Below are 20,311 nucleotides of genomic sequence, written 5' to 3'. Positions count from 1 at the left end.
CCGTCCCCGGGCTCTCCTGCCCGGGGCGGCCGCCCGCGGCTGTTCGCGCGCCGCCGGATCAGTCCGCCGGATCAGTCCGCCGGGCGGACCGACACCGTGCGGGTGCCCGCGGTCAGCCCGTCGAGCACCACATACCCCTCCTCGGCCGCGGCGTCGTACGCCTTGGCCTTCTTCCCGTTCCAGGCGAGCTTGCCGTCCACCCGCACACTGACCGCCTTCCCGTCGGTGGGCACCGCGACGCTGCCCCGGGTGCCGCCCGGCACCCGCAGTGTCAGCGCGAACGCACCCTGGCCGGGGTGGCGCCAGTCCACGCCCAACGGTCCGTGCGGGGTGGGCAGTTGGCCGCGCGCCCAGGCCACCGAGCCGGGCCGGGGCCGTACCGACCAGGTGGTGAAGCCCGGAGCGGTCGGCCGGGCGCCGAGCAGTTCGTTGGTGAGCGCCGGGACGACGCCGGTGGACCAGCCGTGCGCCATGCTCGTGTAGGCGCCCTCGTACAGCGAGCCGTCCGGGCCGATGCCCTCCCAGTTGGTGATGCCCGGGTCGTGGCGGTCCATCCAGCCGTAGGTGCGGCGGATCTGGTCCAGCGCGGAGTCCGCGCGGCCGGTGCGGAAGCGCGCGACCAGCTCCGGGTAGGAGGTGAAGGCGTAGACCCGCTGCGAGGCGCCGTCGAAGATCGTGTCGTTGTCCATGAACGCGTTGCCGTAGGGCAGCACCGTGGTGGCGTCCAGGTGGGCCAGCGCGGAGGCGGCGCGGCTCGCGTCGGCGACCCCGGCGGTGATCGCGATGGCGTTGCCGTCCTGGGCGTGCCGGGCCGGGCCGGTGGCGGAGTCCAGGTAGGCGCCGGCGGCCGCGTCCCACAGGTGGGCGTTGACCGCGTTGGCGACGGTGGCCGCGCGGGCCGTCCAGCGCGCCGCGTCGGCGGAGTTGCCGAGCCAGCCGGCGAGCGAGGCGGCGTCGTTGAGCGCCTGGACGTAGTTGGCGTTGTAGTACGTGATCTGCCCGGAGCGGCCGAGGAAGGCGTAGTCGCCGTACCCGGATGTGCCGTTGAGGCCCTTACTGAGCAGCCCGTCCCCGTCGGTCACCGACGGGTACCAGGAGTCGAGCACCTTCGTCAGCTGCGGGTAGTAGCCGGTGGCGTAGCCGCGGTCGCCGGTGTGCAGGACGTAGTCCCAGCTGCAAGTGACCCACCACAGCGGGTAGTCGAAGAGCGGGAGGGTGTAGCCGTTGATCGACGCGGGCGGTATCCAGCCGTCGGAGCGCTGGTGGTCGGCGAGGTCGGCGAGCACGTTGCGGGCGGCCTCGGCCGCGTCGTCGTGGGTGAGGTACAGCGTGCGGGCGGAGACCGCGAGGTCCCCGACGTACGGGTCCCGGTCGCGCTTGGCGCCGTCCTGGAGGACCGACTTGCCGTCCAGGGACGGGCTGTCGGCGCCGCGCGGGTCGATGTCGTCGGACCGGAAGGTGTCGGTGACCAGCTCGTTGGTGTACGCGGCCCCGTACCAGTAGCGGTTGAGGTCGTCGTCGGAGCTGAGGAACCAGCCGCTGTACGACTCGGGCGTGCCCAGGTAGGCGGTGAACTCCAGCCACACCTCGTCGATGGACACCTCGCCCCACGGCTGGGCGGCCGGGGCGTCGGAGGCGAGGGCGTCCAGGCTGATCTGGAGGTAGCGGAAGCCGTGCAGGCCGTCGGCGTAGACCTGGTCGCCGCTCTGGTAGCCCTTGGTGTCCTTCCAGTCCGCGCCGCCGGCCGGCACCGCGACCTGGTCGGTGCCTTGGGAGGCCACCCCGGACTGGTCGGCCCGGGTGAAGTCGCTGCGCTCGGTGAGGTATTCGACGGTCTCGGAGAACGCCAGCCGCACGCCGGGGGAGTTGTCCGACGCGGAGCTGAACCTGATGTGCGGGTAGCCCACCACGACCTTGCCGAAGTCCACCACGACGCGGGGGACATCGTTGTCAGGCAGCAGGCCGGGATAGACCTCGTTGATCCGGGTGAACTCGCCCTGGGGCGTGCTCTGGTCGGCGGTGACGCTGATCCGCACCTGGGTGGTGGATACGGTGGCGGCGAAGGGCACGGCCCGCTGGACCTGGGTGTTGCCGCTGACGGTGGCGGCCGGCTGCCAGGCGGCGCCGTCCCACGTCTCCACGGTGAAGTCGCTCGGTACGCCGTCGGCGTTGGAGAGCAGGGTGATGCCCGGCAGCGACAGGGGCGCGGTCGTGGTGACCGTGAGGGTGTCCGGATACGCCGCGAGGGTGTCGTCGTTCCAGAAGGTGCCCGGGTCGCCGTCGATCGCGTTGGCCGCGTCGTAGGTGCGCGGCTGGCCGTCGTCGCCGTTGTTGGGGGCGTGGGCGGAGGAGGCGGTGGCGGTGGTGCCGTCCGGCCAGCTCGGCGGCTGCGGGGGCTGCGGGCGGCTCAGCGTGGTGCTGCCGCCGCCGGGCGCGAGCAGCGCGTCGGGGTCGGTGACAGCGCCGCTGCTGCGCAGGATGCCCACCGGGCGGACGGTGCGGTCGGTGGGGCCCTGGAGGTAGCGGTGCCAGTCGGCTTCGGGGCTTTGGGGCGCCGCCGGGCCTTGCGTGCCGGTGCGGGCGGGGTCGGCGGCGGCGGTTCCGGCGGAGCCGAAGGTGAGCCCGGCGGCTGCGAGGGCGGCGCCGCCGAGTCCGGCTCTCATCACGGTGCGGCGCTGGGGTCCGCGGGGGCGGGGTTCGCCGGCGGGGGAGTCGGCGGGGGAGTGGGGCATGGGGCGGCTCCAGACGGGGGTTGGTCATATGAAACGATTCAATGACGCAGTGCGGCTTGAGGCTACAAGCGGGTGCGGACGGCGTCCAGATCTCGCGCGGTGCCGAATCGGGTGCGGCCGGGTGCTTCGTCCGTGTGACCCGGCCGCGGATCGCCGACGCCGACGGCCTGCGGCTCACGGCGTTCGCCACCAGCACCGCCGAAATGCCGAGCGCCGTACTGGAACTGCGGCACCGCCAACGCGCCACGGCCGAGGGCCGCATCCTCGACGGCATCGCGGTCTCCACCACCAACACCTACGGCGACACCGGCCAGTCGGTGCCGGTGACCGTGCCCGCCGGGCTGACGGCCGACGTCGTCTCCGGCGGCACCGCCCCCGCCTCCTGCTCCGGCCTGACGGTGCCCACCTACACGGTCCCGGGCTACTAGCCGGCCGCGGTGCGGCCTTCGCTTCCTGCTACGCCGGCAGGCGCGGGACGCTGTCCAGCAGCCGGCGGGTGTAGGGGTGGGCAGGGGCGCCCAGCACCTGGCCGGTGTCGCCCTGTTCGACGACACGGCCCCGTTCGAGGACCGCGGTGTGCTCGCAGAGGGACGCGACGACGGACAGGTCGTGGGAGACCATCACGATCGTCAGGTCGTACTCCTCCTTCAGTTCGGCGAGGAGGTCGACGACCTTGACACGGGTGGTGACGTCGAGCGCGCTGACCGGTTCGTCGGCGAGCAGGACGCGCGGGTCGCAGACCACGGCCCGCGCGATCGCGATGCGCTGGCGCTGGCCGCCGGAGAACTCGTGCGGGTAGCGGCTCGCGGCATCCGCGGGCAGCCCGACCCGTTCGAGGGCGGCGGCGACCTTGGGGGCGGCGGTGCTCCGGCTGTCGATGCCGAGGGAGCGCAGCGGTTCGGCGACGATCGCGGCGACGCGGCGCCGGGGGTCGAGGGAGGAGTAGGGGTCCTGGAAGACCACCTGGACGCTGCGGCGGAAGCGGCGCAGCTGCTGCCGGTCGCGCGCGGTGAAGGGGTCGCCGTCGAAGCGGACGGTGCCCGCGGTGGGCCGCAGCAGCCCCGACAGGAGCCGCAGCAGGGTCGTCTTGCCGGCGCCGGACTCGCCGACGAGGGCGAGGGAGCGGCCGGGTTGGACGGCGAAGGAGACGTCCCGGACCACGTCGATGGCGCCTCCCCGGTAGCGCACTGCCACGTCGTCGAGTTCCAGCAGCGGCGTCCCCGGCCGCTCCGCCGTCTTCGCGTGGGCCCGGGCCGGGGTCATCGTGCGCTCCTTCGGTCCAGCGCGTCCTGCAACTTCCGTGCGCCCGCGATGAGTTCCCGGGTGTACTGCGCGCGGGGCGCGGTGACGACGTCGAGCACGGCGCCCTCCTCGACGGCGCGGCCGTCCTTGAGGACGAGGGCGCGGTCGGTGATGCGGGAGACCACGGCGAGGTCGTGGCTGACGAACAGGACGGCCATGTCGCGTTCCCGGACGAGGGTGTCGAGGAGGTCGAGCATCTCGGCCTGCACGGACACGTCGAGCGCGGTGGTGGGCTCGTCGGCGATGAGCAGGCTCGGTTCGCAGGCCAGTGCCATGGCGAGGGCGACGCGCTGGCGCTGGCCGCCGGAGATCTCGTGCGGGAAGGCGCGCGCGATGCGCCGGGGTTCGGGCAGCCGGACGCGGTCGAGCCCTTCGAGCACGGCGGCGCGCAGGGCGGCGCCCTTCAGGCCGGTGCGGCGACCGAGCGGACCGGCGATCTGGCGGCCCAGCCGCATCAGCGGGTCCAGGGCGGTCAGCGGTTCCTGGAAGACGACGGCCGCGTCCTTGCCGCGTACGGCGTTGAGGCGCCTTTCGGGGGCGCCGACGATCTGGGTGCCGGCGAGCTCCACGCTGCCGGAGGCGGTCATGCCCTCGGGCAGCAGACCGAGGACGGCAAGCGTGGTCAGCGACTTGCCGGAGCCGGACTCGCCGATCAGGCCGAGCCGCCCGCCCCGGTCGACGGAGAAGGTCAGGCCGTCGACGAGGGTACGTCCCGCGGCGGTGCGGATGGTCAGGTCGCGTACGTCGAGGAGGGTCATGCCCGCCTCCCGCGGCCGGCCGGGTCGAGGGTGTCGCGCAGCCCGTCGGCGACGAGGTTGACGCCCACGACGAGCACGACGAGCAGGATGCCGGGGGCGAGCGCGCCCGCGGGGGCCGTGGTGAAGGTGGCCTGGGCCTCCTGGAGCATCCGCCCCCACGAGGCGTTGGGCGGGGGAGCGCCGAGGCCGAGGTAGGACAGTCCGGCTTCGGCGAGGACCGCGAGGCCGAACTGGAGGGCGAGGTTCACCACGAGGGTGGGCCAGATGTTCGGCAGGACGTGCCCGAGCACCGTACGCGGCCAGGAGGTGCCGGAGGTCCGTGCCGCGGTGATGTAGTCCTGGGTGAGGACCCGCTTGACCAGGATGCGGACCAGCCGGGCGACCACGGCGCTCTGCGCGAGGCCGATGGCGATGATCGCGGAGCTGAGGGTGGCGGAGCGGGCGGTGACGACGAGCATCGCCAGCAGCAGCGTCGGGAACGCGATGAGGATGTCGAGGAACGCGGCGAGCGTGTCGTCGAGCCAGCCCTGGGCGAACGCGGCGAGCACCCCGAGGGTGACGCCGATGAGCGCGGCGATGGCCACCGAGCCGAGTCCGGCCTCGACGGCGATACGGGAGCCGGTCATCAGCTGGGTGAACAGGTCGCGGCCGAGCTTGTCGGTGCCCAGCAGATGCCCGCCGCCGGGCCCGGCGAGCCGTCCGCCGGAGGTGTCGTCGGTGGCGTAGGGCGTCCAGAACGCGGAGACCAGGGCGAGCAGCACGATCAGGCCGGTCAGGGTCACACCGGACACCAGGGTGGCAGAGCGGCGCCGCCCGGCGGGGACGGGCTCGACCTCCTCGGTGAGCAGGTCGGGGGCGGCGGTCATCGGGCACCTCCGGAGAGCCGTCCGCGTAGCCGTGGGTCGATGAGCCGCTGCACCAGGTCGGCGGCGAAGCCGATCAGCAGCACGGCGAGGGTGGAGACGAACAGGACGCCCTGGATGACCGGGTAGTCGTGCTCCGAGATGCCGGTGGCGAGCAGGGAGCCGAGGCCGGGCAGCGCGTAGACCGACTCGACGACGACGGCGCCCAGCAGGGTGGAGGCCAGTTCGATGCCGAGGACGGAGATCACCGGCACGGAAGCGCTGCGCAGCCCGTGGCGCCACATCGCGCCGGCGAAGGACTCGCCGAGGGCCCGCGCGGTGCGCAGGTGGTCGCTGCCGAGGACGTCGAGGACGGCGGAGCGGACGTAGCGGGTCAGGGAGGCGCTCATCACCAGGGCGATGGTGAGCACCGGCAGGACGAGTGAGCGGACGGCGTCGCCCGGCGCGGACCAGCCGTCCGGGGGGAACCCGCCGGCGGGCAGCCAGCGCGCGTTGAGCGCGAACACCGAGATGAGGATCATGCCGAGCCAGAACACCGGGACGGCGATGCCCAGTTGGGATATCCCGCTGAGCAGTGCGCCGTACCAGCGGTGGCGTTTGTGGGCGGCGACGAAGCCGACGGGCACCGCGATGACGACGGCCAGCACGAACGCGGCCAGCGTCAGCGGCAGCGTGACGTCCAGGCGGGAGGTGACCTCGGGGCGGACCGGCAGCGAGCTGACGAAGGACGTGCCGAGGTCGCCGCGGGCCAGCTGCCCGATCCAGTGGGTGAACTGTCCGAGCAGCGGCCGGTCGGAGCCGATGGAGTGGCGGGCCGCGGCGATCTGCTCCGGGCTGGCGCCCACCGAGGTGAGCGCGTTGGCCGGGTCGCCGGGCAGCAGGCGCAGCAGGACGAACAGCACCACGCTCGCCAGCGCCAGCGACACCAGCAGGAACGCCAGGCGGCGCAGCAGGTAGCGCCCCATCAGCCCTTCTTGATGGCGTAGGCGTAGAACTGGGAGTTGAGGCCGTTGAGCGGGTAGCCGGACACCTTGGTGCTGGCCACGACGATCTGCGGGTAGAGGTAGAGCCAGTCGCTGGCCGCGTCCTTCGCGGTCTGCTCGTTGACCTTCTTCAGCAGCGCGGTCTGCTCGCCGGTGGTGGAGGCTTCCTCGGCCTCCTTGACCCACGCGGTGACCTGCTTGTTGTCGTAGCCCCAGTAGAAGTCCGGGTTGCCGTACCAGGTCAGGTCGCGGTCGTTGACGTGCTCCTGGAGGGTGGCGGTGAAGTCGTGGTTCTTGTAGACCTTCGTGTACCACTCGTCGGGCGTGACCGTGTTGATCTTGACGGTGATGCCGACCTTGGCCAGTTGCGACTTGACGAAGGTCGCGACGGTGGGGTGCGGGTCGTAGTTGGGTGTGTCGAGGGTGAAGCTGAAGCCCTTGGCGTAGCCGGCGGCGGCGAGGAGCTTCTTGGCGTCGGCGACGTTGTAGGCGTTGACGCCGGTGAGGTCCTCGTACCAGGGGTCGGTGGGCGGCACCATCGAGCCGATGAGCTTGCCGTAGCCGCCCCAGATGGACTCCAGGAGCTTCTTGTCGTCGATGGCCTCGGAGACGGCCTTGCGGACCTTGACGTCGGTGAAGGGCTTCGCCTTGTCGTTGAAGGCCAGCAGCAGCTTGGTGGTGGAGTTGCCGTCGTTGACCTTGTAGTTCTGGTTGCTCTTGAACTGGTCGAGGGCGTCGGGGGACTGCTCGCTGGTGACCACGTCCACGGCGTTGGTCAGCAGGGCGTTGTTGAGGGCGGTGGCGTCCTTGAAGTAGTGGAAGACGACCTGCGCGTTGGTGGCCGGGGTGCCCCAGTAGCCGGCGAACCGCTTCAGGCTCAGTGCGGAGCCGCGGGTCCACTTGCCGAGCTCGTACGGGCCGGTGCCGTCCTCGGTCGTCTTCAGGTTCTTCGCCTGGGAGTCGATGATCCAGACGTAGGAGAGGTTGTAGACGAAGGAGATCGACTTCTGCGACAGCGTGACCTTGACGGTGTGCGCATCGGGGGTGGCGATGTCCTTGACGACTTCGAGGTTGCTCTTGCGGGCGGACTGCGAGTCGTCGGCGAGGACCTTGCGCAGGCTGTACTTGACGTCGGCGCTGGTGAGTTCCCTGCCGCTGTGGAACTTCACGCCGTCGCGCAGGGTGAAGGTGTAGGTGAGGCCGTCGGCGCTCTTGGTGTAGCTCCTGGCGAGGAGGTTCTCGACCTTGCCGTCGTCGGTGAGCTTGAACAGGCCCTCGTAGACGTTGCCGTTGAGGGCCTCGGTGACGCCCTGGCCGCCGCCCGCGGTGTTGTCGAGGTTCTGCGGTTCGTACAGGGAGCCGATGTTGACGGTGGCGTCCTTGTTCCAGCCGCCGGACGAGGAGGCGCTGCTGCCACCGGAGCCGCCGCAGGCGGTGAGGGTGATCCCGAGGACGGCGGAGGCGGCGACGGCGTAGCGGGCGGTCTTGTGGATTCTCATGGTGTCCAGAGCGCTTTCGTGCGGAAGGTGCGAGGGGTGCTGCGGAGGGGGTCGATCAGTGCTGTGCGGCGAAGCCGTCGCGGAAGACAGGGCGCTTCTCGCCGGCGTGGACCGGCAGGTGGAAGCGGTTCTGCCGCGGCGGCATCGGACAGTTGTACTGATCGGAGAATCCGCAGGGCGGCACGAAGGCCCGGTTGAAGTCGAGGACGACACGGCTGTCGTCGTCGGTGCGCTGGACGAACAGGAAGCGGCCCGCGCCATAGGTGGTGTCCCCGTTGGTGGGGTCGCCGAAGACGAGCAGGAGGGTGCCGTCGTCATCGAAGGCGCTGAGGGTGTAGGCGCGGCCGTCCACGGTGAGCGTGATGTCGCCGGGGACGACCAGGTCGCGGGTGCCGCCGTTGTCGCGCAGGTGCTCGAAGGCGACGCGGCGGGCGCCGGGGACGGGCGTGTAGTCGGCTTCCAGGACCCAGGAGGGGTCGTACGGGAAGGTCTCGACGCCCTCGAAGTGCGCGATGGCCGGCGAGTCCGCGTCCCACAGGCGCAGGCCGTGCTCGGGGGCGCCGGTGACCAGGTCGGTACGGCTGAGGGTGGTGACCGTCACCGTGTCGGGAAGTCCCGCGCGGACGGCGTCGGCGTCCGCCTCCTCACCGGCGGGCAGCCATCGGGTCTCGACGAGGGCGAGGTTCCCGGTGGGCGCGGTGAGGGCGCGCACGCGCTCGGCACGCCAGGTGTTCCACTGCTCCTCGGGGCCGGCGGAGGGCGAGGGCGAGGCGGGGAGCTGGGACACGGCGTACTCATTCGGCTAGAGGGTGGTGAACGTGACGCCCGTCACGGACCGTGAGGGGATGGCCAAAGCAAGTACTTTATCGGACATAAGGTCTCCTAATGTCAAACCGTCGTCTCGCCATGCGGAACAACCTGTCTCACCGCCGGGCGTGCGCCCGCCGCCGGGGCCGGAAACCGTGGTCGAGCAGAAGGGGTCGGGCCTCCGGTCCGGGGCCCGTGCCCGTCGATCGGTCAGACGGCTTCGGGTTCCATGGCGAAGTACCCGGCCGCCGACCGCGGTGGTCCTGGCACGGCAGGAGCGCGGTCTTGCCGCGCGGACCGGAGGGCCCGCAACCGCCTGCTGCCGGTCAGGAGGTGTGGGGTGCGGGTGCGGCGAGGTGGTGGGTGAACCAGGTGCGGACGCGGTGGAGGGCGTCGAGCTGGTGGGCGCGTTCGGTGAGGCCGTGCCCCTCGCGGGGGTAGACGGCGAACTCGTGCGGGACGCCGAAGTGGCGCAGGGCGCGGTGGAAGGAGAGCGACTGGCCCAGCGGCACGTTGGTGTCGTCCTGGCCGTGGAGGATGAGGACGGGGGTACGGACGCGGGCGGCGAAGCTGATCGGGCTGTGCGCGTCGTGGCGGTGCGGCCCCGGCCCCTCCCAGCCGCGGCTGCCGCCGAGCGCGCCCTCCAGGGCGCCTTCCTCGCCGATCGCGGCCTGCATGCCCCAGTCGCTGATCCCGGCGCCCATCATGGCGGCCCCGAACCGGTCGGTCTGCCCGACGGCCCAGGCCGCCATGAACCCGCCGTGGCTCCACCCGCCGATCCCCAGCCGGCCCGGGTCCGCGATGCCCGCCTCCACCAGCAGGTCGATCCCGGCCAGGATGTCCGTGAACTCCTCCGCGCCCAGCCGGCCCGCGACGGCCGCCGCGAACGCGTGGCCGTGACCCTGGCCGCCGCGCGGGTTGGGCAGGAACACGGCGAGGCCGGCCGCCGCGAGCCACTGGCCCGGATCGAACCAGCCGCTGGTCAGCTCGTCGGCCCAGCGGTGGTACGGGCCGCCGTGCACGAAGGCGACCAGCGGGAACGGGCCGTCCCCGCGCGTCCGGCCGGGCGGCAGGATCAGCAGGCCGTCGAGCCCGAGCCCGTCACCGGCCCGGTAGGACAGGCGCTCCTGGGTGCCCCAGGCGATCCGGCGCAGCTCGGGCCTGGTGTCCGTGAGCCGGGTCAATGGTCTCCGCGCCGCCCCGGCGAAGACGTCCATGGGGTGCGGCGCGGTGCTGACCAGCGCGGCGACGGGCCCGAGGCCGCGTACCGCGCCGCTGCCGGGATCGACCAGGTGCAGTTCGGCGGTGAAGACGCCCGGATCGGTCTCCGGTTGGGCCCAGCTGACGACGGCGAGCGGTCCGCCGTCCGGCCGTTGGGACACGTCGACCACATGCCGGTCGCCCAGCCCGTCCACGGTCCGCAGCGTGCGCGTGCCGAGGTCGAGCAGCCGGAGCCGGGCGCTGGGGCCGCGCCCCCACAGGATCGGGTCACCCGCGCTGTCCTCCCCGGCCCCGCCCGGCTCGTCCAGCGCCGATACGGCGACGGTGGCGCCGTCGGCCGACGGCCAGTGGTCCACGATGCCGCCCGGACGGTCGGTCAGCGGTCGCGGGGCGCCCACCGCCGTACCGTTCACCGGCACCTGGTGCAGCTGGCCGCCCGAACGGAAGACCAGCGAGGCCGAGTCGGGGCCCCAGCACGGGCGTTCGCAGGCCGTGAACCCGGCAACGACCGGCGCGGGAGGAGCGGAACCGTCGCTCGGGCCCACCCACAACCTGCTCGTACGCCCGCCGTCCGCGTCGAACGCCTCCACGCAGTACGCGACCAGGCGCCCGTCCGGCGAGACCGCGGGGGAGTGCGGCACGGCGCCGTCCACCAGCAGCTCGGCGCGCAGAGGCGGAGCGGCGGTCAATGCTGCGGCCCGTTCCCCATGTGCTCCTCCAGCAGGGTGCGGAGGAAGGTGAGGGATTCGGCGGGGAGGAGGGCGGTGTCGCGTAGGGCGTCGAAGGCGACGCGTAGGGCTTCGATGTCTTCCGGGTCGTCGGTGAGGTGGCCGCTCCAACTGCCCTGGGTGTAGGCCACGGTGGAGCCGTCGCGCAGGGAGATCAGCTCCAGGGAGCCGCGCAGGTGGTGCGGTCCGGCCGCGAACGGCACGACGTGCAGCGCGATCCCCGGCCACTGCGCGGCCTCGATCAGGTGCTCCAGCTGGGCCGTCCACGTCTGCGGGTCCCGCGCCTTGCGCCGCAGCGCCGCCTCGTCGATCAACGCCCGGTAATACACCGGCTCCGGCCCGGCCAAAGCCGTTTGGCGCCCCAACCGCTCCGCGATTTCGGCCGCCACCTGCTCCTCGGGCAACTGCGCCCCCTCCAGCTGCTCCAGGGCATACGCCCGGATCTGGAGCAGGTCGGGAATCGCGTGGCCGGCGTACTCACGGATACGGGCCGCGTTCACCTCGAACGGCGCCGGACTCCGTACGAGCTGGTCCGTCGTCTCACGCTTCGCCAGGCGCCACAGCCGCTCCAGCAGGTCCCCGGTCCCGTACACCTTGTCCAGCATCCGGGCCACCTCCAGCGTGCCCAGGCGCTGCCCGCGTTCCAACCGGTGCAGGTACGACTGCTCGTACATGCACAACGCGCCCAACTGCATGTAGCTCATCCCCGCCTTCTCGCGGAGCGCGCCGAGCTGACGTGCGTACAACGCCCGCGCCGAATGCGGGTCCGAGGCGATCACTGCCTCGTTGACCCCGACCCTGTCGGACATACGATTTCCCTTTCCCCCGGCCACCCATTACGGCTGACGCGTAGTTGTGCGTAGCGGAAATTCCGTGGCGCTTTCGAATTCGCCGGAAGCCGTCCGACGAAAAAGCCCCCGCGGCTAACTGGCCCCGGTGCGTGCGGTATTGTGACACCGCTTGCACGTGCACGGCGGCAACGCCCCACGCGTGGAGTCCGGAACTCTTCCGGGGGCAACGTTGTAGCGCTTCCGGACGGTGATGCGGTTGCCGGTCTTCGGATCAATCCTGTACACGGCAAGCGTCATTCCCATAGCCTGTTCCTTTCCGTAGCCGCGCCGCTACCGGAAAGGCCAGCGTGGCCTAGAGTCCAGGCGTCATCAACTTGCGTGCTTCGCTCGGAGAGTTAGGAGCCTCACATGGTGAACCGAAAGTCGCTGGACCCCGACAGCTCGCCCGAAGCCGCCTTCGGCGAACATCTGCGCAGGTTGCGCGACCAACGCGGCTGGACACAGGACGAGTTGGGCGCGCGCATGGGGTGCACCGGGACGCATATCTCTGCGGTGGAAACCGGTCGTCGCCCTCCAACTAGTCGCTTCGCGTTCAGTGCTGACAGGGCATTCGGCACCGGTGACAAGTTCCAGCGGATGGTGTCCTCCCTGAAGAACCCGGCGCTGCTGGAAGGCTTCCCGGAGTTCGTCCGCCAGGAGGCCAAGGCGGCGGAGATCAGGCTGTACGAGGTCGGCGTCGTGCCGGGCCTGCTCCAAACCCCGGAGTACGCGGCGGCACTGATGGAAGGAGCCGTCAAGCGCGGCGCAATCACGTCGGAGCAGCGGCAAGAACGTCAGAAGCTCGTCGCGCAGCGCCAGGCGTCCCTGATCCGGGAGCCGTTGCCCTTGGTGTTCGTCGTGCTGGACGAGAGCTGCCTCAGACGACCGATCGGCGACGACGCGGTCATGGACGCCCAGTTCCAACGGCTGCTTGAGTTCGCGGAGTTGCCGAATACGGTGGTCCAAGTGGCACCGTTCAGCATGGGAGCGCGTCGGCCGCTGAGCCTGCCGGTGACCATCGTGACAATGCCTGATCGCTCGATCCGGTCGTACGCCGAGTCCGCCCATCGAGGCCACTTGGAACGCGAAACCCCGTTCGTGCTGCCCATGCTGACGTCTTACCATCAGCTACAGGCCGAAGCACTGTCGCAGGCGGCGTCAGTGGCCATGATCGACCAGCTACGAAAGGGCGGCACCCCGTGACAACCGAAACTCCGCGTTGGCTCAAGTCGTCATACAGTGAGAACGGCGGCCAGTGTGTCGAGGTCGCGGCGAACCTCGTCGCCTCGCGCGGCGTGGTCCCTGTCCGTGACTCCAAGGACCCGTCCGGCCCCGTGCTGGACTTCTCGACCGACGCATTCGCGTCATTCGTCGCAGGTGTGAAGTCGGGCGAGTTCGGCACCGTCTGACACGGGTAGGTATGTCCTGTGCCGTCCACGGCGGCGGCACAGGCAGCCAACCGCGAAAGGGCACCCCGTGACGACCGAAACTCCGCGTTGGTTCACGTCCTCCTACAGCAACAACGGCGGCGCGTGCGTCGAGGTGGCCGCCAACCTCGTTGCCTTGTGCGGCGTGGTTCCGGTGCGTGACTCCAAGGACCCGTCCGGGCCCGTGCTGGACTTCCCGGCCGACGCGTTCACGTCGTTCGTCGCGGCTGTGAAGGCAGGGGAGTTCGGCACCGTCAGTCGGTAGGGCTGAGGTCCTTGCCGTACCAGATCTCCATGTACGGCCCGGTGCAGTAGGCCGGAATCTCGCGGTAGCCGTGGCGGACGTACAGCCCGCGGGCCTCGACCAGGTCGAGGCGGGTGTTGAGGACCGTACGGGAGGCGCCGAGCAGCCGTGCCTCGCTCTCCAGCAGCTCCAGCAGGAGGTCGGCGCCCTTCCTGCCGCGGAAGGGGGGGACAGGTAGATGCGCGTGAGCTCGGCGCGCTCCGTGTCCAGCATCAGCAGTCCGCCGCACGCGGCCGCCTCGCCGTCGAAGCGGCCCACGACGAACTGCCCGGTGGGCGGGGTGAGCAGTTCCGCGCCGTCGTCCGCCAAGCCCTGGTCGATCTCCGCGGAGGTGGCGGGGCGCTTCCAGTAGCGGCTGGCGACCTCGTCGTAGTAGTCCCGCCGCAGACGGGTCGCGTCCGCCGTGCCGACGGCCTCGGGGGCCAGCTGCCATGCGCTCATACGACTTCTATAACCGCCACGTGCTTCCCCCTCCAACCGATTTGACGGCCTACCATCGACTCCAGGCCGACGCGCGGTCGTAGGCGGCGTCGGTGGCCGTGCTCAACCGGTTGCGAAAGGGCACCCCATGACGACCGAGTCCCCCCGCTGGTTCACGTCCTCGTACAGCGAGAACGGCGGCGCCTGCGTCGAGGTCGCCGCCAACCTCGTCGCCTCGCGCGGCATCGTCCCGGTCCGCGACTCCAAGGACCCGTCCGGTCCCGTGCTGGACTTCCCGGCCGACGCGTTCGCGACGTTCGTCGCGGCCGTGAAGTCCGGGGAGTTCCCGCTCGCCTGACCGCCACCCCCGCACCATGGCACGCGACAGCAGCGCGCAGCACCGGATCGGCGGTCCGGCGATGGCCCGGCTGGAGTGGTTGCTCGACGGACTCGACGGTCGGGCGGACTGGGGGAAGGACGCGGCCGAGGTCCTGGCACCGGCTTTCACGGCTCGGGTGGCGCCGGACGTCTTCGTCGAACGGTTCCGCGGCCGCGCGGGCGCGTACGCCCCTTTGACCGTCGTCGCGTTGGAGGGCGGTGCCACCACCGCCCGGGCGCGCGTGCGGCGGCACGCCGACGGGACGGCGGGCCCTTCCGTCGATGTCGTCACCTGCACGATCGAGCCCGACGAGCCGCACCGCATCGTCGCGGCGTACACCACGGCCCTGGTACCCGACCATGTGACGCCGCGGCTTCCGGCGGACTTCTCCCGCTATCCGCTGGACCGGGCGCCGGGGGCTCGGCTGATCGTGTTCTCGGGGGTGCCGGGGGTCGGCAAGAGCACGCTGGCGGATGCCGTCGGGGCGCGCCTGGGTGTTCCGGTGTTCGCGGTGGACTGGCTGCTGGGTGCCTTGACGCCGTTCGGCGGCCGGCACTTCGACGACCTGCTGGGCATCGGCGGCGAACTGCTCACCACGCTCGCCGTACGGCAGTTGGCGTCGGGCCGGTCGGTAGTGCTGGACCACCCCGCGGAGGGCGTCGCCGACCGTGAGCGCTGGGCGAGTCTGGCGGGCCGCGCGGGCGCGGAGTTCGTCGCGGTGCACTGCGTGTGCTCCGATCCGGTCGTCCACCGGGCCCGGCTGGAAGGGCGTACGCGCGGCATCCCCGGGTGGCATGATGCCGGGCTCTGGCCGAACGTCGAGCAGCGCATGGCGCGCTTTCCGCCCTGGCCCGAGGGCACGCTGACCGTCGACACCACGGGGCCGCACGAGGAGAACGTGGCCGCCGTACTCGCCCGGTTGGCGTAACGCCGGCGGCGGAACCGGACTGCCGCGGACACGCCCCCGGGTGCGCCGCCACCGCCCCTGAGCCGGGGTCGTGGTCCGCCCGACTTGCATCTGACACTGATGTGAGGTTCTAGCGTAGTGGGTGTCGGCGTTCGCCGGCAGTTATCGCGGCGATCTTGAGCAGCGGCCCGCCGCGGCCGTGTGGAAAGGCAGAACATCATGCGTGCAGCCCGCTATCACGAGTACGGCGGCGTGGACACCCTCGTGGTCGAGGAGGTGCCGGACCCGCATCCCGGGCCGGGCGAGATCCGTATCCGCGTCGCGGCAGCCGGCGTCAACCCGGTGGACTGGAAACTGCACTCGGGTGCCGTGCGCGAGGTGTTCCCCCTGGACCTGCCCGCGATTCCCGGGCGCGAGGCCGCCGGTGTGGTCGACGAGATCGGTGCGGGCGTGGAGGGGGTGGCCGTCGGCGACCGCGTCTTCGGGCTGGGCGGCCTCACGGGCACGACGGCGGAGCTGGCCGTGCTCTCGGCCTGGACCCTCGCGCCCATCTCATGGAGCGATGAGCAGGCCGCAGGTGCCGCACTGGCGTCCGTGACCGCGCTCGGCGGGCTCAACGCGCTCGGCCCCCTGTCGGGCCGGACCCTGCTCATCGAGGGCGCCGCCGGTGGCGTGGGCAGTGCCGCGGTCGAGATCGCGGTGGCCAGGGGAGCGAAGGTGATCGGGACGGCCAGTGAGCGCAACCACGAGTTCCTCACCTCCCTGGGAGCCGTGGCGACCACCTACGGTGCCGGCCTCGCGGAGCGCCTCGCCGACCTGGCGCCCGACGGCGTCGACGTCGCGCTCGACACCGCGGGTTCCGGGTCGCTGGCCGACCTCGTCGCGATCGTCGGGGACCCCGCGCGCGTGGCGACGGTCGCCGACCACACCAACGCGCAGGGCCTGGGCGTCGTGGTGGCACACGCGACGAACGACTCCGCGCTCCTCGCCGAAGCAGCCGAACTCGGCCGCCGGGGCCGCTACGCACCGTACATCGAGCAGACCTACCCGCTCGAACAGATCGCGGAAGCGCACACCTCCTCCGAGGGCGGCCACACCCGGGGAAAGATCGTGATCCGCCTCTGACCCGGTCCACTTCCGACAGACGAGCGTGCGCGGCTACCCCAGCGGGAAGGAGGCCCGCTGCCGCCACCGCGTCCCGTCGTAAACCAGCAGGTCGACGGCCGAGACCCGGGCGACGACGGGAAGGCCGGTGCGCAGGTCGGCCTCGACCTGCTCCACGACCGCCTCGTCCTGGCCCTGGGCGACGGTCAGATGCGGCACGGCATCCTCGAACTCCCCGCCGAACGGCGGGTGTTCCGGCCACCGCCGCACGATCGCCCCGGTGAGGCGCCTGAATCCGGTGTCCGGTTCAAGGGCGAGATACAGCACTCCGGGGAACCGGCCGCAGTGGTCGAACCGGGCCTCGAAGGGCTCCTGTCGGCCGAGCACCTCGCCGATGGCGGCGCGGACATCCTCATCGATGCGGCTCGCGTCGAGAAACGGGAAGAGCACGGTGACGTGCGCGGGAACTCCGGCGCGGGCCGAGGGGTCGAGCCGGTCCCGCCACGCGCCTACCAGGGGCTCCGCCTCCGGAACCCGCACGATCAGCCCTGACTGTCCTGCCCGGGGTGCCCGGGGTCCTTGCGCCTCGTCATCGGCCATCGTGTCTGTCTATCAGCGGGGTCCGACGGGTGGCGACCCGGGGGAGGCCGGGCCGGACGGCCGGAGCCGGTCGTCCAGCGCGGCCCCGACCTCGGGGCAGTTCGACCGGATCGTGTCGAGGAAGGCGCGCAGTACCGGGGAGTGGTCGCGGGCCGCGAAGGACAGGACGAGGTCGGGCAGGCCAGTGCGCGGGGTCACCTCGCAGAACCGCACTCCCGGCCGCGGGACCGCCCTCATGCGGGACGGCCCCAGCCCGACGCCCACACCGGAGGCGGCCAGGCCGATGATCGTGTGCACGTCCCGCGCGACGGTCGCGCCGCCGAGAGCCGGGGAGTCCGCACCCAGCAGGGCGCGCAGTCCGGCGACCACCGCGGGCTCGTCCTCGCCGGCCGACACGATCAGCGGCTGCCGCCGCAACTGGTCGGCGCTGACCGCCCGTTGACCCGCGTACGGGTGCGCCGTACTGATCACGGCGATCACGTGGTCGCGTCCGACCGGGACAGACACGAGATGCTCGGCTCCGGCACCGCGGGGCGGGCCGAGGGTGAAGGCCACGTCCAACTCCCCGGCGACGAGGGCGGGGCTGCTGCGGCTGGTCGCCATCTCGTGCAGTTCCAGTCTCACGTCGGGCCGGTCGCGGCCGAACCGGCTCAGCACGCCCGGCAGCGGGTCGAGCAGCGCCGAGGCGACGAACCCCAGGCGCAGCCGCCCCGTCTCGCCGCGCGCGGCCCGGCCGGCGTCGACGGTGGCCGCCGCGATCTCGTCGAGCGCCCGGCGGGCCCGCGCGAGGAACGCCTCGCCGGCGGCGGTCGGGAACACGCCCTGGCGTGTGCGGTCGAACAGCCGGACCCCGACCTCGCGCTCCAGGTCGGCGATCTGCTTGGACAGCGGCGGCTGGGCGATGCCCAACTCGCCGGCCGCCCGGCCGAAGTGCGCGTGCTCGGCCAGAGCGACCGCGTACCGCAGGTGCCGCGCCTCCACGTCCCGCCCTCCGTTCCCTCGACCCCATCCCACTGCCGACCATACCTCGAAGGTATCGCCACGCCACTTGCCAGATCTACGCATGGATGGCGCCCCGGTTCCCGCCTGGAATGGAGCCATGAAGAACGCATCTGCGACCGACACCGTCTTCGTCCTCGTGCACGGCGCCTGGCACAGCTCCGCGCAGTGGGCGGCGACGCAGCGCGCGCTGGCGGGACCGGGCACCGCGAGCGTGGCCGTCGACCTGCCGGGGCACGGCTTCGACGCGCCCCTGCCCACCGGATACCTGCTGCCCGGCCAGCCGGGCCTGCTGACCGAGAAGTCTCCGCTCGCCGCCGTGACGATGGACGACTGCGCCGAGGCCGTACTGAACGTCCTGCGCCAGGTGCGCCACCACCGCACCACCGTGCTCGTCGCGCACAGCGCGGGCGGCGGTCCCGCGTCCCTGGCCGCGGAGCGGGCGCCCGAGCTGGTGGACCGGATCGTGTACCTGTCCGCCTTCGTCCCGGGCGGGCGGCCGCGGTTCTTCGACTACCTGGGCTCACCCGAGAACGCCACCGCGCTGGGCCAACACCTCAACCTCGGCGACGCCGCGGCCCTGGGTGCCGTACGGATCAACCCGCTCTCGACGGACCCCGCGTACGTCGACGAGCTGCGGCAGACCCACTACCACGACACCCCGCCGGACCGCTTCGACCGGTGGCGGACCGCGCTGAGCCCCGACCTGCCCCTGGCGATCCCGACCGCGCCGGTCACCTTGACCGCGGCACGGTGGGGACGCATCCCACGGACGTTCCTGCGCTGCGCCGAGGACCAGGCCCTGGCACCGGCCGCGCAGGACCTGATGATCGCGGAGGCCGACCGGGCCTTCCCCGACAACCCGTTCACGGTGCGCACCCTGCCCGGCAGCCACAGCCCGTTCGCCGCCCGGCCGAGCGAGCTCGCCGCGGCCCTGGCGTCGTGAGCCGGCAGCGGTTCGTGGCGGCCGTCCTGTCGCCGAACGGAGGACGGCTCGCGGCGGGCGGCGGCGGGCAGATCGCGGCCGGTGGCGGCTCGCGGCTCGTCCTGCCGGTCGTGCTGAGCGCGACCTTCGTGCAGCTGCTCAACGTCACCATCGCGCAGATCGCCGCCCCGGCGATCCGGACCGACCTGGGCGCCGGCTCGGGCGCCGTGCAGCTGATCCTGGCCGGGTACACCCTGACCTACGCCTGCCTGCTCATCACGGCCGCGCGCCTCGGCGACCGGTACGGCTACCACCGGCTGTTCGTGCTGGGCACGATCGTCTTCATGGCCGGGTCGGTCGCCGCCGCGTGCGCTCCCGACGCCGCGACCCTCATCGCGGCCCGGCTGGTCCAGGGCGCGGGCAGCGGCCTCGTCGCCCCGCAGGTGCTGTCGATCATCCAGGTCGCCGTCCCCGCTGCCCGGCGCCCGCGGGCTCTCGGCCTGTTCGGCGCCACGATGGGTCTGGCGTCGCTGGCCGGGCCGCTGATCGGCGGACTCCTCGTCGGCGCCGACCTCTTCGGCCTCGGCTGGCGTTCGGTGTTCCTGGTCACGGTGCCCGTGGCGCTCGTCTCACTCGCGGGGGCGACCGTACTGCCCCGTACGCGCGGCGCGGCCGGGCAACGCGTCGACACTGCGGGCGTGTTGCTGACCACCGTGGGCTTCGGCGCGCTGGTGCTGCCGCTGGCGCTGGGCGGCCAAGTCGGCTGGCCCTGGTGGACCTGGGCCCTGCTGGCCCTGTCCGTCGCCGTGCTGGGCTGCTTCGCCCTGACGCTCCCGCACCGGCCGGACCCCCTGGTGCAGCCGTCGCTCTTCCGCGACCGCGGGGCGCGTGCGGGGGTGCTGCTGGTGTTCGTGTTCAACGCCGGGGTGCCGTCCTTCACGTATCTGCTGTCCCTGCACCTCCAGTCGGCCATCGGGTACTCCGCGCTCACCGCCGCACTGACGTCGGCGCCCTTCGCGGCCGCGGCCGTCCTGGGCAGCCGTGCCGCACCCGCGCTGGCCCGCAGGCACGGGTCGGCCGTGCTCACGGCGTCGGCGCTGGTGCTGGCGACCACGTCCCTGGCTCTCGCGCCGCTCATCGGCACAGCGGCCGGGCGCTGGGCCGCGCTGCCGGTCCTGGCGTTCGGAGGCGCCGCGTTCGGCGCGTTCACCGCCTCGGTGTTCGCGCTGGTGCTGGCACGGGTGGACGGCTCCGCCGCCGGTTCGGTCTCCGGGCTGCTGCCCACCGCCCAGCAACTGGGCGGCTCGATCGGGGTGGCGGTGGCGGGCCTCGTCTACTTCGCCCCCGCGGCCTCCCCGGGCACCGCGTTCCGCCACGCCATGATCTACGAGGCCGCCGTCTTCGCCCTCACCGCGCTGATCAGCCTCCGCATGCACCCCCGCCCCCACCCGCCCACGGAGCGGACAGACGCGGCGCGCGCCACGGCGACGTCCGGAACCCCCGGAGTGTGAGCCCGCCGACCG

20 protein-coding genes and 1 pseudogene are annotated in these 20,311 nt (G+C 72.3%); 9 read left to right on the top strand and 12 right to left on the bottom strand.

The window, feature by feature from the left end:
* Positions 1-71: 71 nt before the first annotated feature.
* A complete protein-coding gene (locus tag AC3ERT_RS15135) occupies positions 72-2,732 on the bottom strand; it encodes an alpha-L-rhamnosidase-related protein (RefSeq protein ID WP_435174594.1) in 2,661 nt (886 codons plus the stop codon).
* Positions 2,733-2,866: 134 nt separating this feature from the next.
* Here AC3ERT_RS15135 and AC3ERT_RS15130 point away from each other — a divergent pair, with 134 nt between their 5' ends.
* Positions 2,867-3,160: a hypothetical protein gene (locus AC3ERT_RS15130; protein ID WP_435134799.1), complete on the top strand. Its 294-nt coding sequence runs from the start codon at positions 2,867-2,869 to the stop codon at positions 3,158-3,160.
* A 28-nt stretch (positions 3,161-3,188) separates the two neighbouring features.
* On the opposite strand, the gene AC3ERT_RS15125 is transcribed toward AC3ERT_RS15130, so the two are convergent.
* From AC3ERT_RS15125 to AC3ERT_RS15090, 8 genes are all read right to left on the bottom strand, one after another.
* The gene (locus AC3ERT_RS15125; RefSeq protein WP_435174591.1) at positions 3,189-3,995 is read right to left on the bottom strand and encodes an ABC transporter ATP-binding protein; all 807 of its coding nucleotides are present in this window, start codon (positions 3,993-3,995) and stop codon (positions 3,189-3,191) included.
* Positions 3,992-4,792 carry an ATP-binding cassette domain-containing protein gene (locus tag AC3ERT_RS15120; RefSeq protein ID WP_335981917.1) on the bottom strand — a complete coding sequence of 267 codons (801 nt, stop codon included), beginning with the start codon at positions 4,790-4,792 and terminating at the stop codon, positions 3,992-3,994. Before AC3ERT_RS15120 ends, AC3ERT_RS15125 begins: the two co-directional genes overlap by 4 nt.
* Entirely contained in the window at positions 4,789-5,658 is an 870-nt protein-coding gene (locus AC3ERT_RS15115; protein ID WP_435134806.1) for an ABC transporter permease, read from the bottom strand. Before AC3ERT_RS15115 ends, AC3ERT_RS15120 begins: the two co-directional genes overlap by 4 nt.
* Positions 5,655-6,620, bottom strand: coding sequence for an ABC transporter permease (locus tag AC3ERT_RS15110; protein WP_435134809.1), 966 nt, complete (start codon positions 6,618-6,620; stop codon positions 5,655-5,657). Before AC3ERT_RS15110 ends, AC3ERT_RS15115 begins: the two co-directional genes overlap by 4 nt.
* The gene (locus tag AC3ERT_RS15105) at positions 6,620-8,137 is read right to left on the bottom strand and encodes an ABC transporter substrate-binding protein (protein ID WP_435134811.1); all 1,518 of its coding nucleotides are present in this window, start codon (positions 8,135-8,137) and stop codon (positions 6,620-6,622) included. The genes AC3ERT_RS15110 and AC3ERT_RS15105 overlap by 1 nt, the downstream gene beginning before the upstream one ends.
* 55 nt (positions 8,138-8,192) lie before the next feature.
* Complete coding sequence (locus tag AC3ERT_RS15100) at positions 8,193-8,924, bottom strand: DUF1684 domain-containing protein (protein WP_435174589.1); 732 nt, start codon at positions 8,922-8,924, stop codon at positions 8,193-8,195.
* 346 nt (positions 8,925-9,270) lie between these two features.
* Positions 9,271-10,854, bottom strand: coding sequence for a S9 family peptidase (locus tag AC3ERT_RS15095; RefSeq protein WP_435174587.1), 1,584 nt, complete (start codon positions 10,852-10,854; stop codon positions 9,271-9,273).
* On the bottom strand, positions 10,851-11,702 hold the full coding sequence (locus AC3ERT_RS15090) for a helix-turn-helix domain-containing protein (RefSeq protein ID WP_435174585.1): 852 nt from the start codon (positions 11,700-11,702) through the stop codon (positions 10,851-10,853). Before AC3ERT_RS15090 ends, AC3ERT_RS15095 begins: the two co-directional genes overlap by 4 nt.
* A 390-nt stretch (positions 11,703-12,092) precedes the next feature.
* Here AC3ERT_RS15090 and AC3ERT_RS15085 point away from each other — a divergent pair, with 390 nt between their 5' ends.
* The 3 genes from AC3ERT_RS15085 to AC3ERT_RS15075 all read left to right on the top strand — a co-directional run bounded on the left by AC3ERT_RS15085 (position 12,093) and on the right by AC3ERT_RS15075 (position 13,415).
* Positions 12,093-12,926 carry a helix-turn-helix domain-containing protein gene (locus AC3ERT_RS15085; protein WP_435174583.1) on the top strand — a complete coding sequence of 278 codons (834 nt, stop codon included), beginning with the start codon at positions 12,093-12,095 and terminating at the stop codon, positions 12,924-12,926.
* Positions 12,923-13,132 (top strand): DUF397 domain-containing protein, encoded by a 210-nt coding sequence (locus tag AC3ERT_RS15080; protein WP_435174581.1) that lies wholly within the window; start codon positions 12,923-12,925, stop codon positions 13,130-13,132. The genes AC3ERT_RS15085 and AC3ERT_RS15080 overlap by 4 nt, the downstream gene beginning before the upstream one ends.
* 67 nt (positions 13,133-13,199) lie before the next feature.
* Complete coding sequence (locus AC3ERT_RS15075; protein WP_435174579.1) at positions 13,200-13,415, top strand: DUF397 domain-containing protein; 216 nt, start codon at positions 13,200-13,202, stop codon at positions 13,413-13,415.
* Here the strand turns inward: AC3ERT_RS15075 and AC3ERT_RS15070 are convergent.
* Positions 13,405-13,895 (bottom strand): annotated as a pseudogene (locus AC3ERT_RS15070) (GNAT family N-acetyltransferase). The gene AC3ERT_RS15075 and the pseudogene AC3ERT_RS15070 overlap by 11 nt on opposite strands.
* 127 nt (positions 13,896-14,022) lie before the next feature.
* Here AC3ERT_RS15070 and AC3ERT_RS15065 point away from each other — a divergent pair.
* From AC3ERT_RS15065 to AC3ERT_RS15055, 3 genes are all read left to right on the top strand, one after another.
* Positions 14,023-14,232 carry a DUF397 domain-containing protein gene (locus AC3ERT_RS15065; RefSeq protein ID WP_435174577.1) on the top strand — a complete coding sequence of 70 codons (210 nt, stop codon included), beginning with the start codon at positions 14,023-14,025 and terminating at the stop codon, positions 14,230-14,232.
* A 16-nt stretch (positions 14,233-14,248) separates the two neighbouring features.
* Positions 14,249-15,181 (top strand): P-loop nucleotide/nucleoside kinase family protein, encoded by a 933-nt coding sequence (locus AC3ERT_RS15060; RefSeq protein ID WP_435174574.1) that lies wholly within the window; start codon positions 14,249-14,251, stop codon positions 15,179-15,181.
* Positions 15,182-15,379: 198 nt separating this feature from the next.
* Complete coding sequence (locus tag AC3ERT_RS15055) at positions 15,380-16,285, top strand: NADP-dependent oxidoreductase (protein ID WP_435174571.1); 906 nt, start codon at positions 15,380-15,382, stop codon at positions 16,283-16,285.
* A 33-nt stretch (positions 16,286-16,318) separates the two neighbouring features.
* Here AC3ERT_RS15055 and AC3ERT_RS15050 read toward each other — a convergent pair whose 3' ends face one another.
* Together AC3ERT_RS15050 and AC3ERT_RS15045 are read right to left on the bottom strand one after the other, a co-directional pair.
* Positions 16,319-16,864, bottom strand: coding sequence for a 2'-5' RNA ligase family protein (locus tag AC3ERT_RS15050; protein ID WP_435174568.1), 546 nt, complete (start codon positions 16,862-16,864; stop codon positions 16,319-16,321).
* Between the two features lie 12 nt (positions 16,865-16,876).
* Entirely contained in the window at positions 16,877-17,845 is a 969-nt protein-coding gene (locus tag AC3ERT_RS15045; protein ID WP_435174565.1) for a LysR family transcriptional regulator, read from the bottom strand.
* A gap of 118 nt (positions 17,846-17,963) precedes the next feature.
* Between AC3ERT_RS15045 and AC3ERT_RS15040 the strand changes: the two genes are divergently transcribed.
* Positions 17,964-18,809: an alpha/beta fold hydrolase gene (locus AC3ERT_RS15040; RefSeq protein WP_435174562.1), complete on the top strand. Its 846-nt coding sequence runs from the start codon at positions 17,964-17,966 to the stop codon at positions 18,807-18,809.
* Complete coding sequence (locus AC3ERT_RS15035; protein WP_435174560.1) at positions 18,806-20,299, top strand: MFS transporter; 1,494 nt, start codon at positions 18,806-18,808, stop codon at positions 20,297-20,299. The genes AC3ERT_RS15040 and AC3ERT_RS15035 overlap by 4 nt, the downstream gene beginning before the upstream one ends.
* Positions 20,300-20,311: the final 12 nt, after the last annotated feature.

This window comes from Actinacidiphila sp. bgisy145 (assembly GCF_057708125.1).
Note: the sequence above shows the minus strand (reverse complement) of the source record. Positions and strands in the feature narration are given on the sequence as shown.

Coding starts and splice junctions, on each gene's coding strand:
- AC3ERT_RS15060 (WP_435174574.1), top strand. CDS start 14,249: ATGGCACGCGACAGCAGCGCGCAGCACCGGATCGGCGGTCCGGCGATG.
- AC3ERT_RS15090 (WP_435174585.1), bottom strand. CDS start 11,702: ATGTCCGACAGGGTCGGGGTCAACGAGGCAGTGATCGCCTCGGACCCG.
- AC3ERT_RS15040 (WP_435174562.1), top strand. CDS start 17,964: ATGAAGAACGCATCTGCGACCGACACCGTCTTCGTCCTCGTGCACGGC.
- AC3ERT_RS15135 (WP_435174594.1), bottom strand. CDS start 2,732: ATGCCCCACTCCCCCGCCGACTCCCCCGCCGGCGAACCCCGCCCCCGC.
- AC3ERT_RS15065 (WP_435174577.1), top strand. CDS start 14,023: ATGACGACCGAGTCCCCCCGCTGGTTCACGTCCTCGTACAGCGAGAAC.
- AC3ERT_RS15085 (WP_435174583.1), top strand. CDS start 12,093: ATGGTGAACCGAAAGTCGCTGGACCCCGACAGCTCGCCCGAAGCCGCC.
- AC3ERT_RS15120 (WP_335981917.1), bottom strand. CDS start 4,792: ATGACCCTCCTCGACGTACGCGACCTGACCATCCGCACCGCCGCGGGA.
- AC3ERT_RS15105 (WP_435134811.1), bottom strand. CDS start 8,137: ATGAGAATCCACAAGACCGCCCGCTACGCCGTCGCCGCCTCCGCCGTC.
- AC3ERT_RS15125 (WP_435174591.1), bottom strand. CDS start 3,995: ATGACCCCGGCCCGGGCCCACGCGAAGACGGCGGAGCGGCCGGGGACG.
- AC3ERT_RS15055 (WP_435174571.1), top strand. CDS start 15,380: ATGCGTGCAGCCCGCTATCACGAGTACGGCGGCGTGGACACCCTCGTG.
- AC3ERT_RS15050 (WP_435174568.1), bottom strand. CDS start 16,864: ATGGCCGATGACGAGGCGCAAGGACCCCGGGCACCCCGGGCAGGACAG.
- AC3ERT_RS15110 (WP_435134809.1), bottom strand. CDS start 6,620: ATGGGGCGCTACCTGCTGCGCCGCCTGGCGTTCCTGCTGGTGTCGCTG.
- AC3ERT_RS15115 (WP_435134806.1), bottom strand. CDS start 5,658: ATGACCGCCGCCCCCGACCTGCTCACCGAGGAGGTCGAGCCCGTCCCC.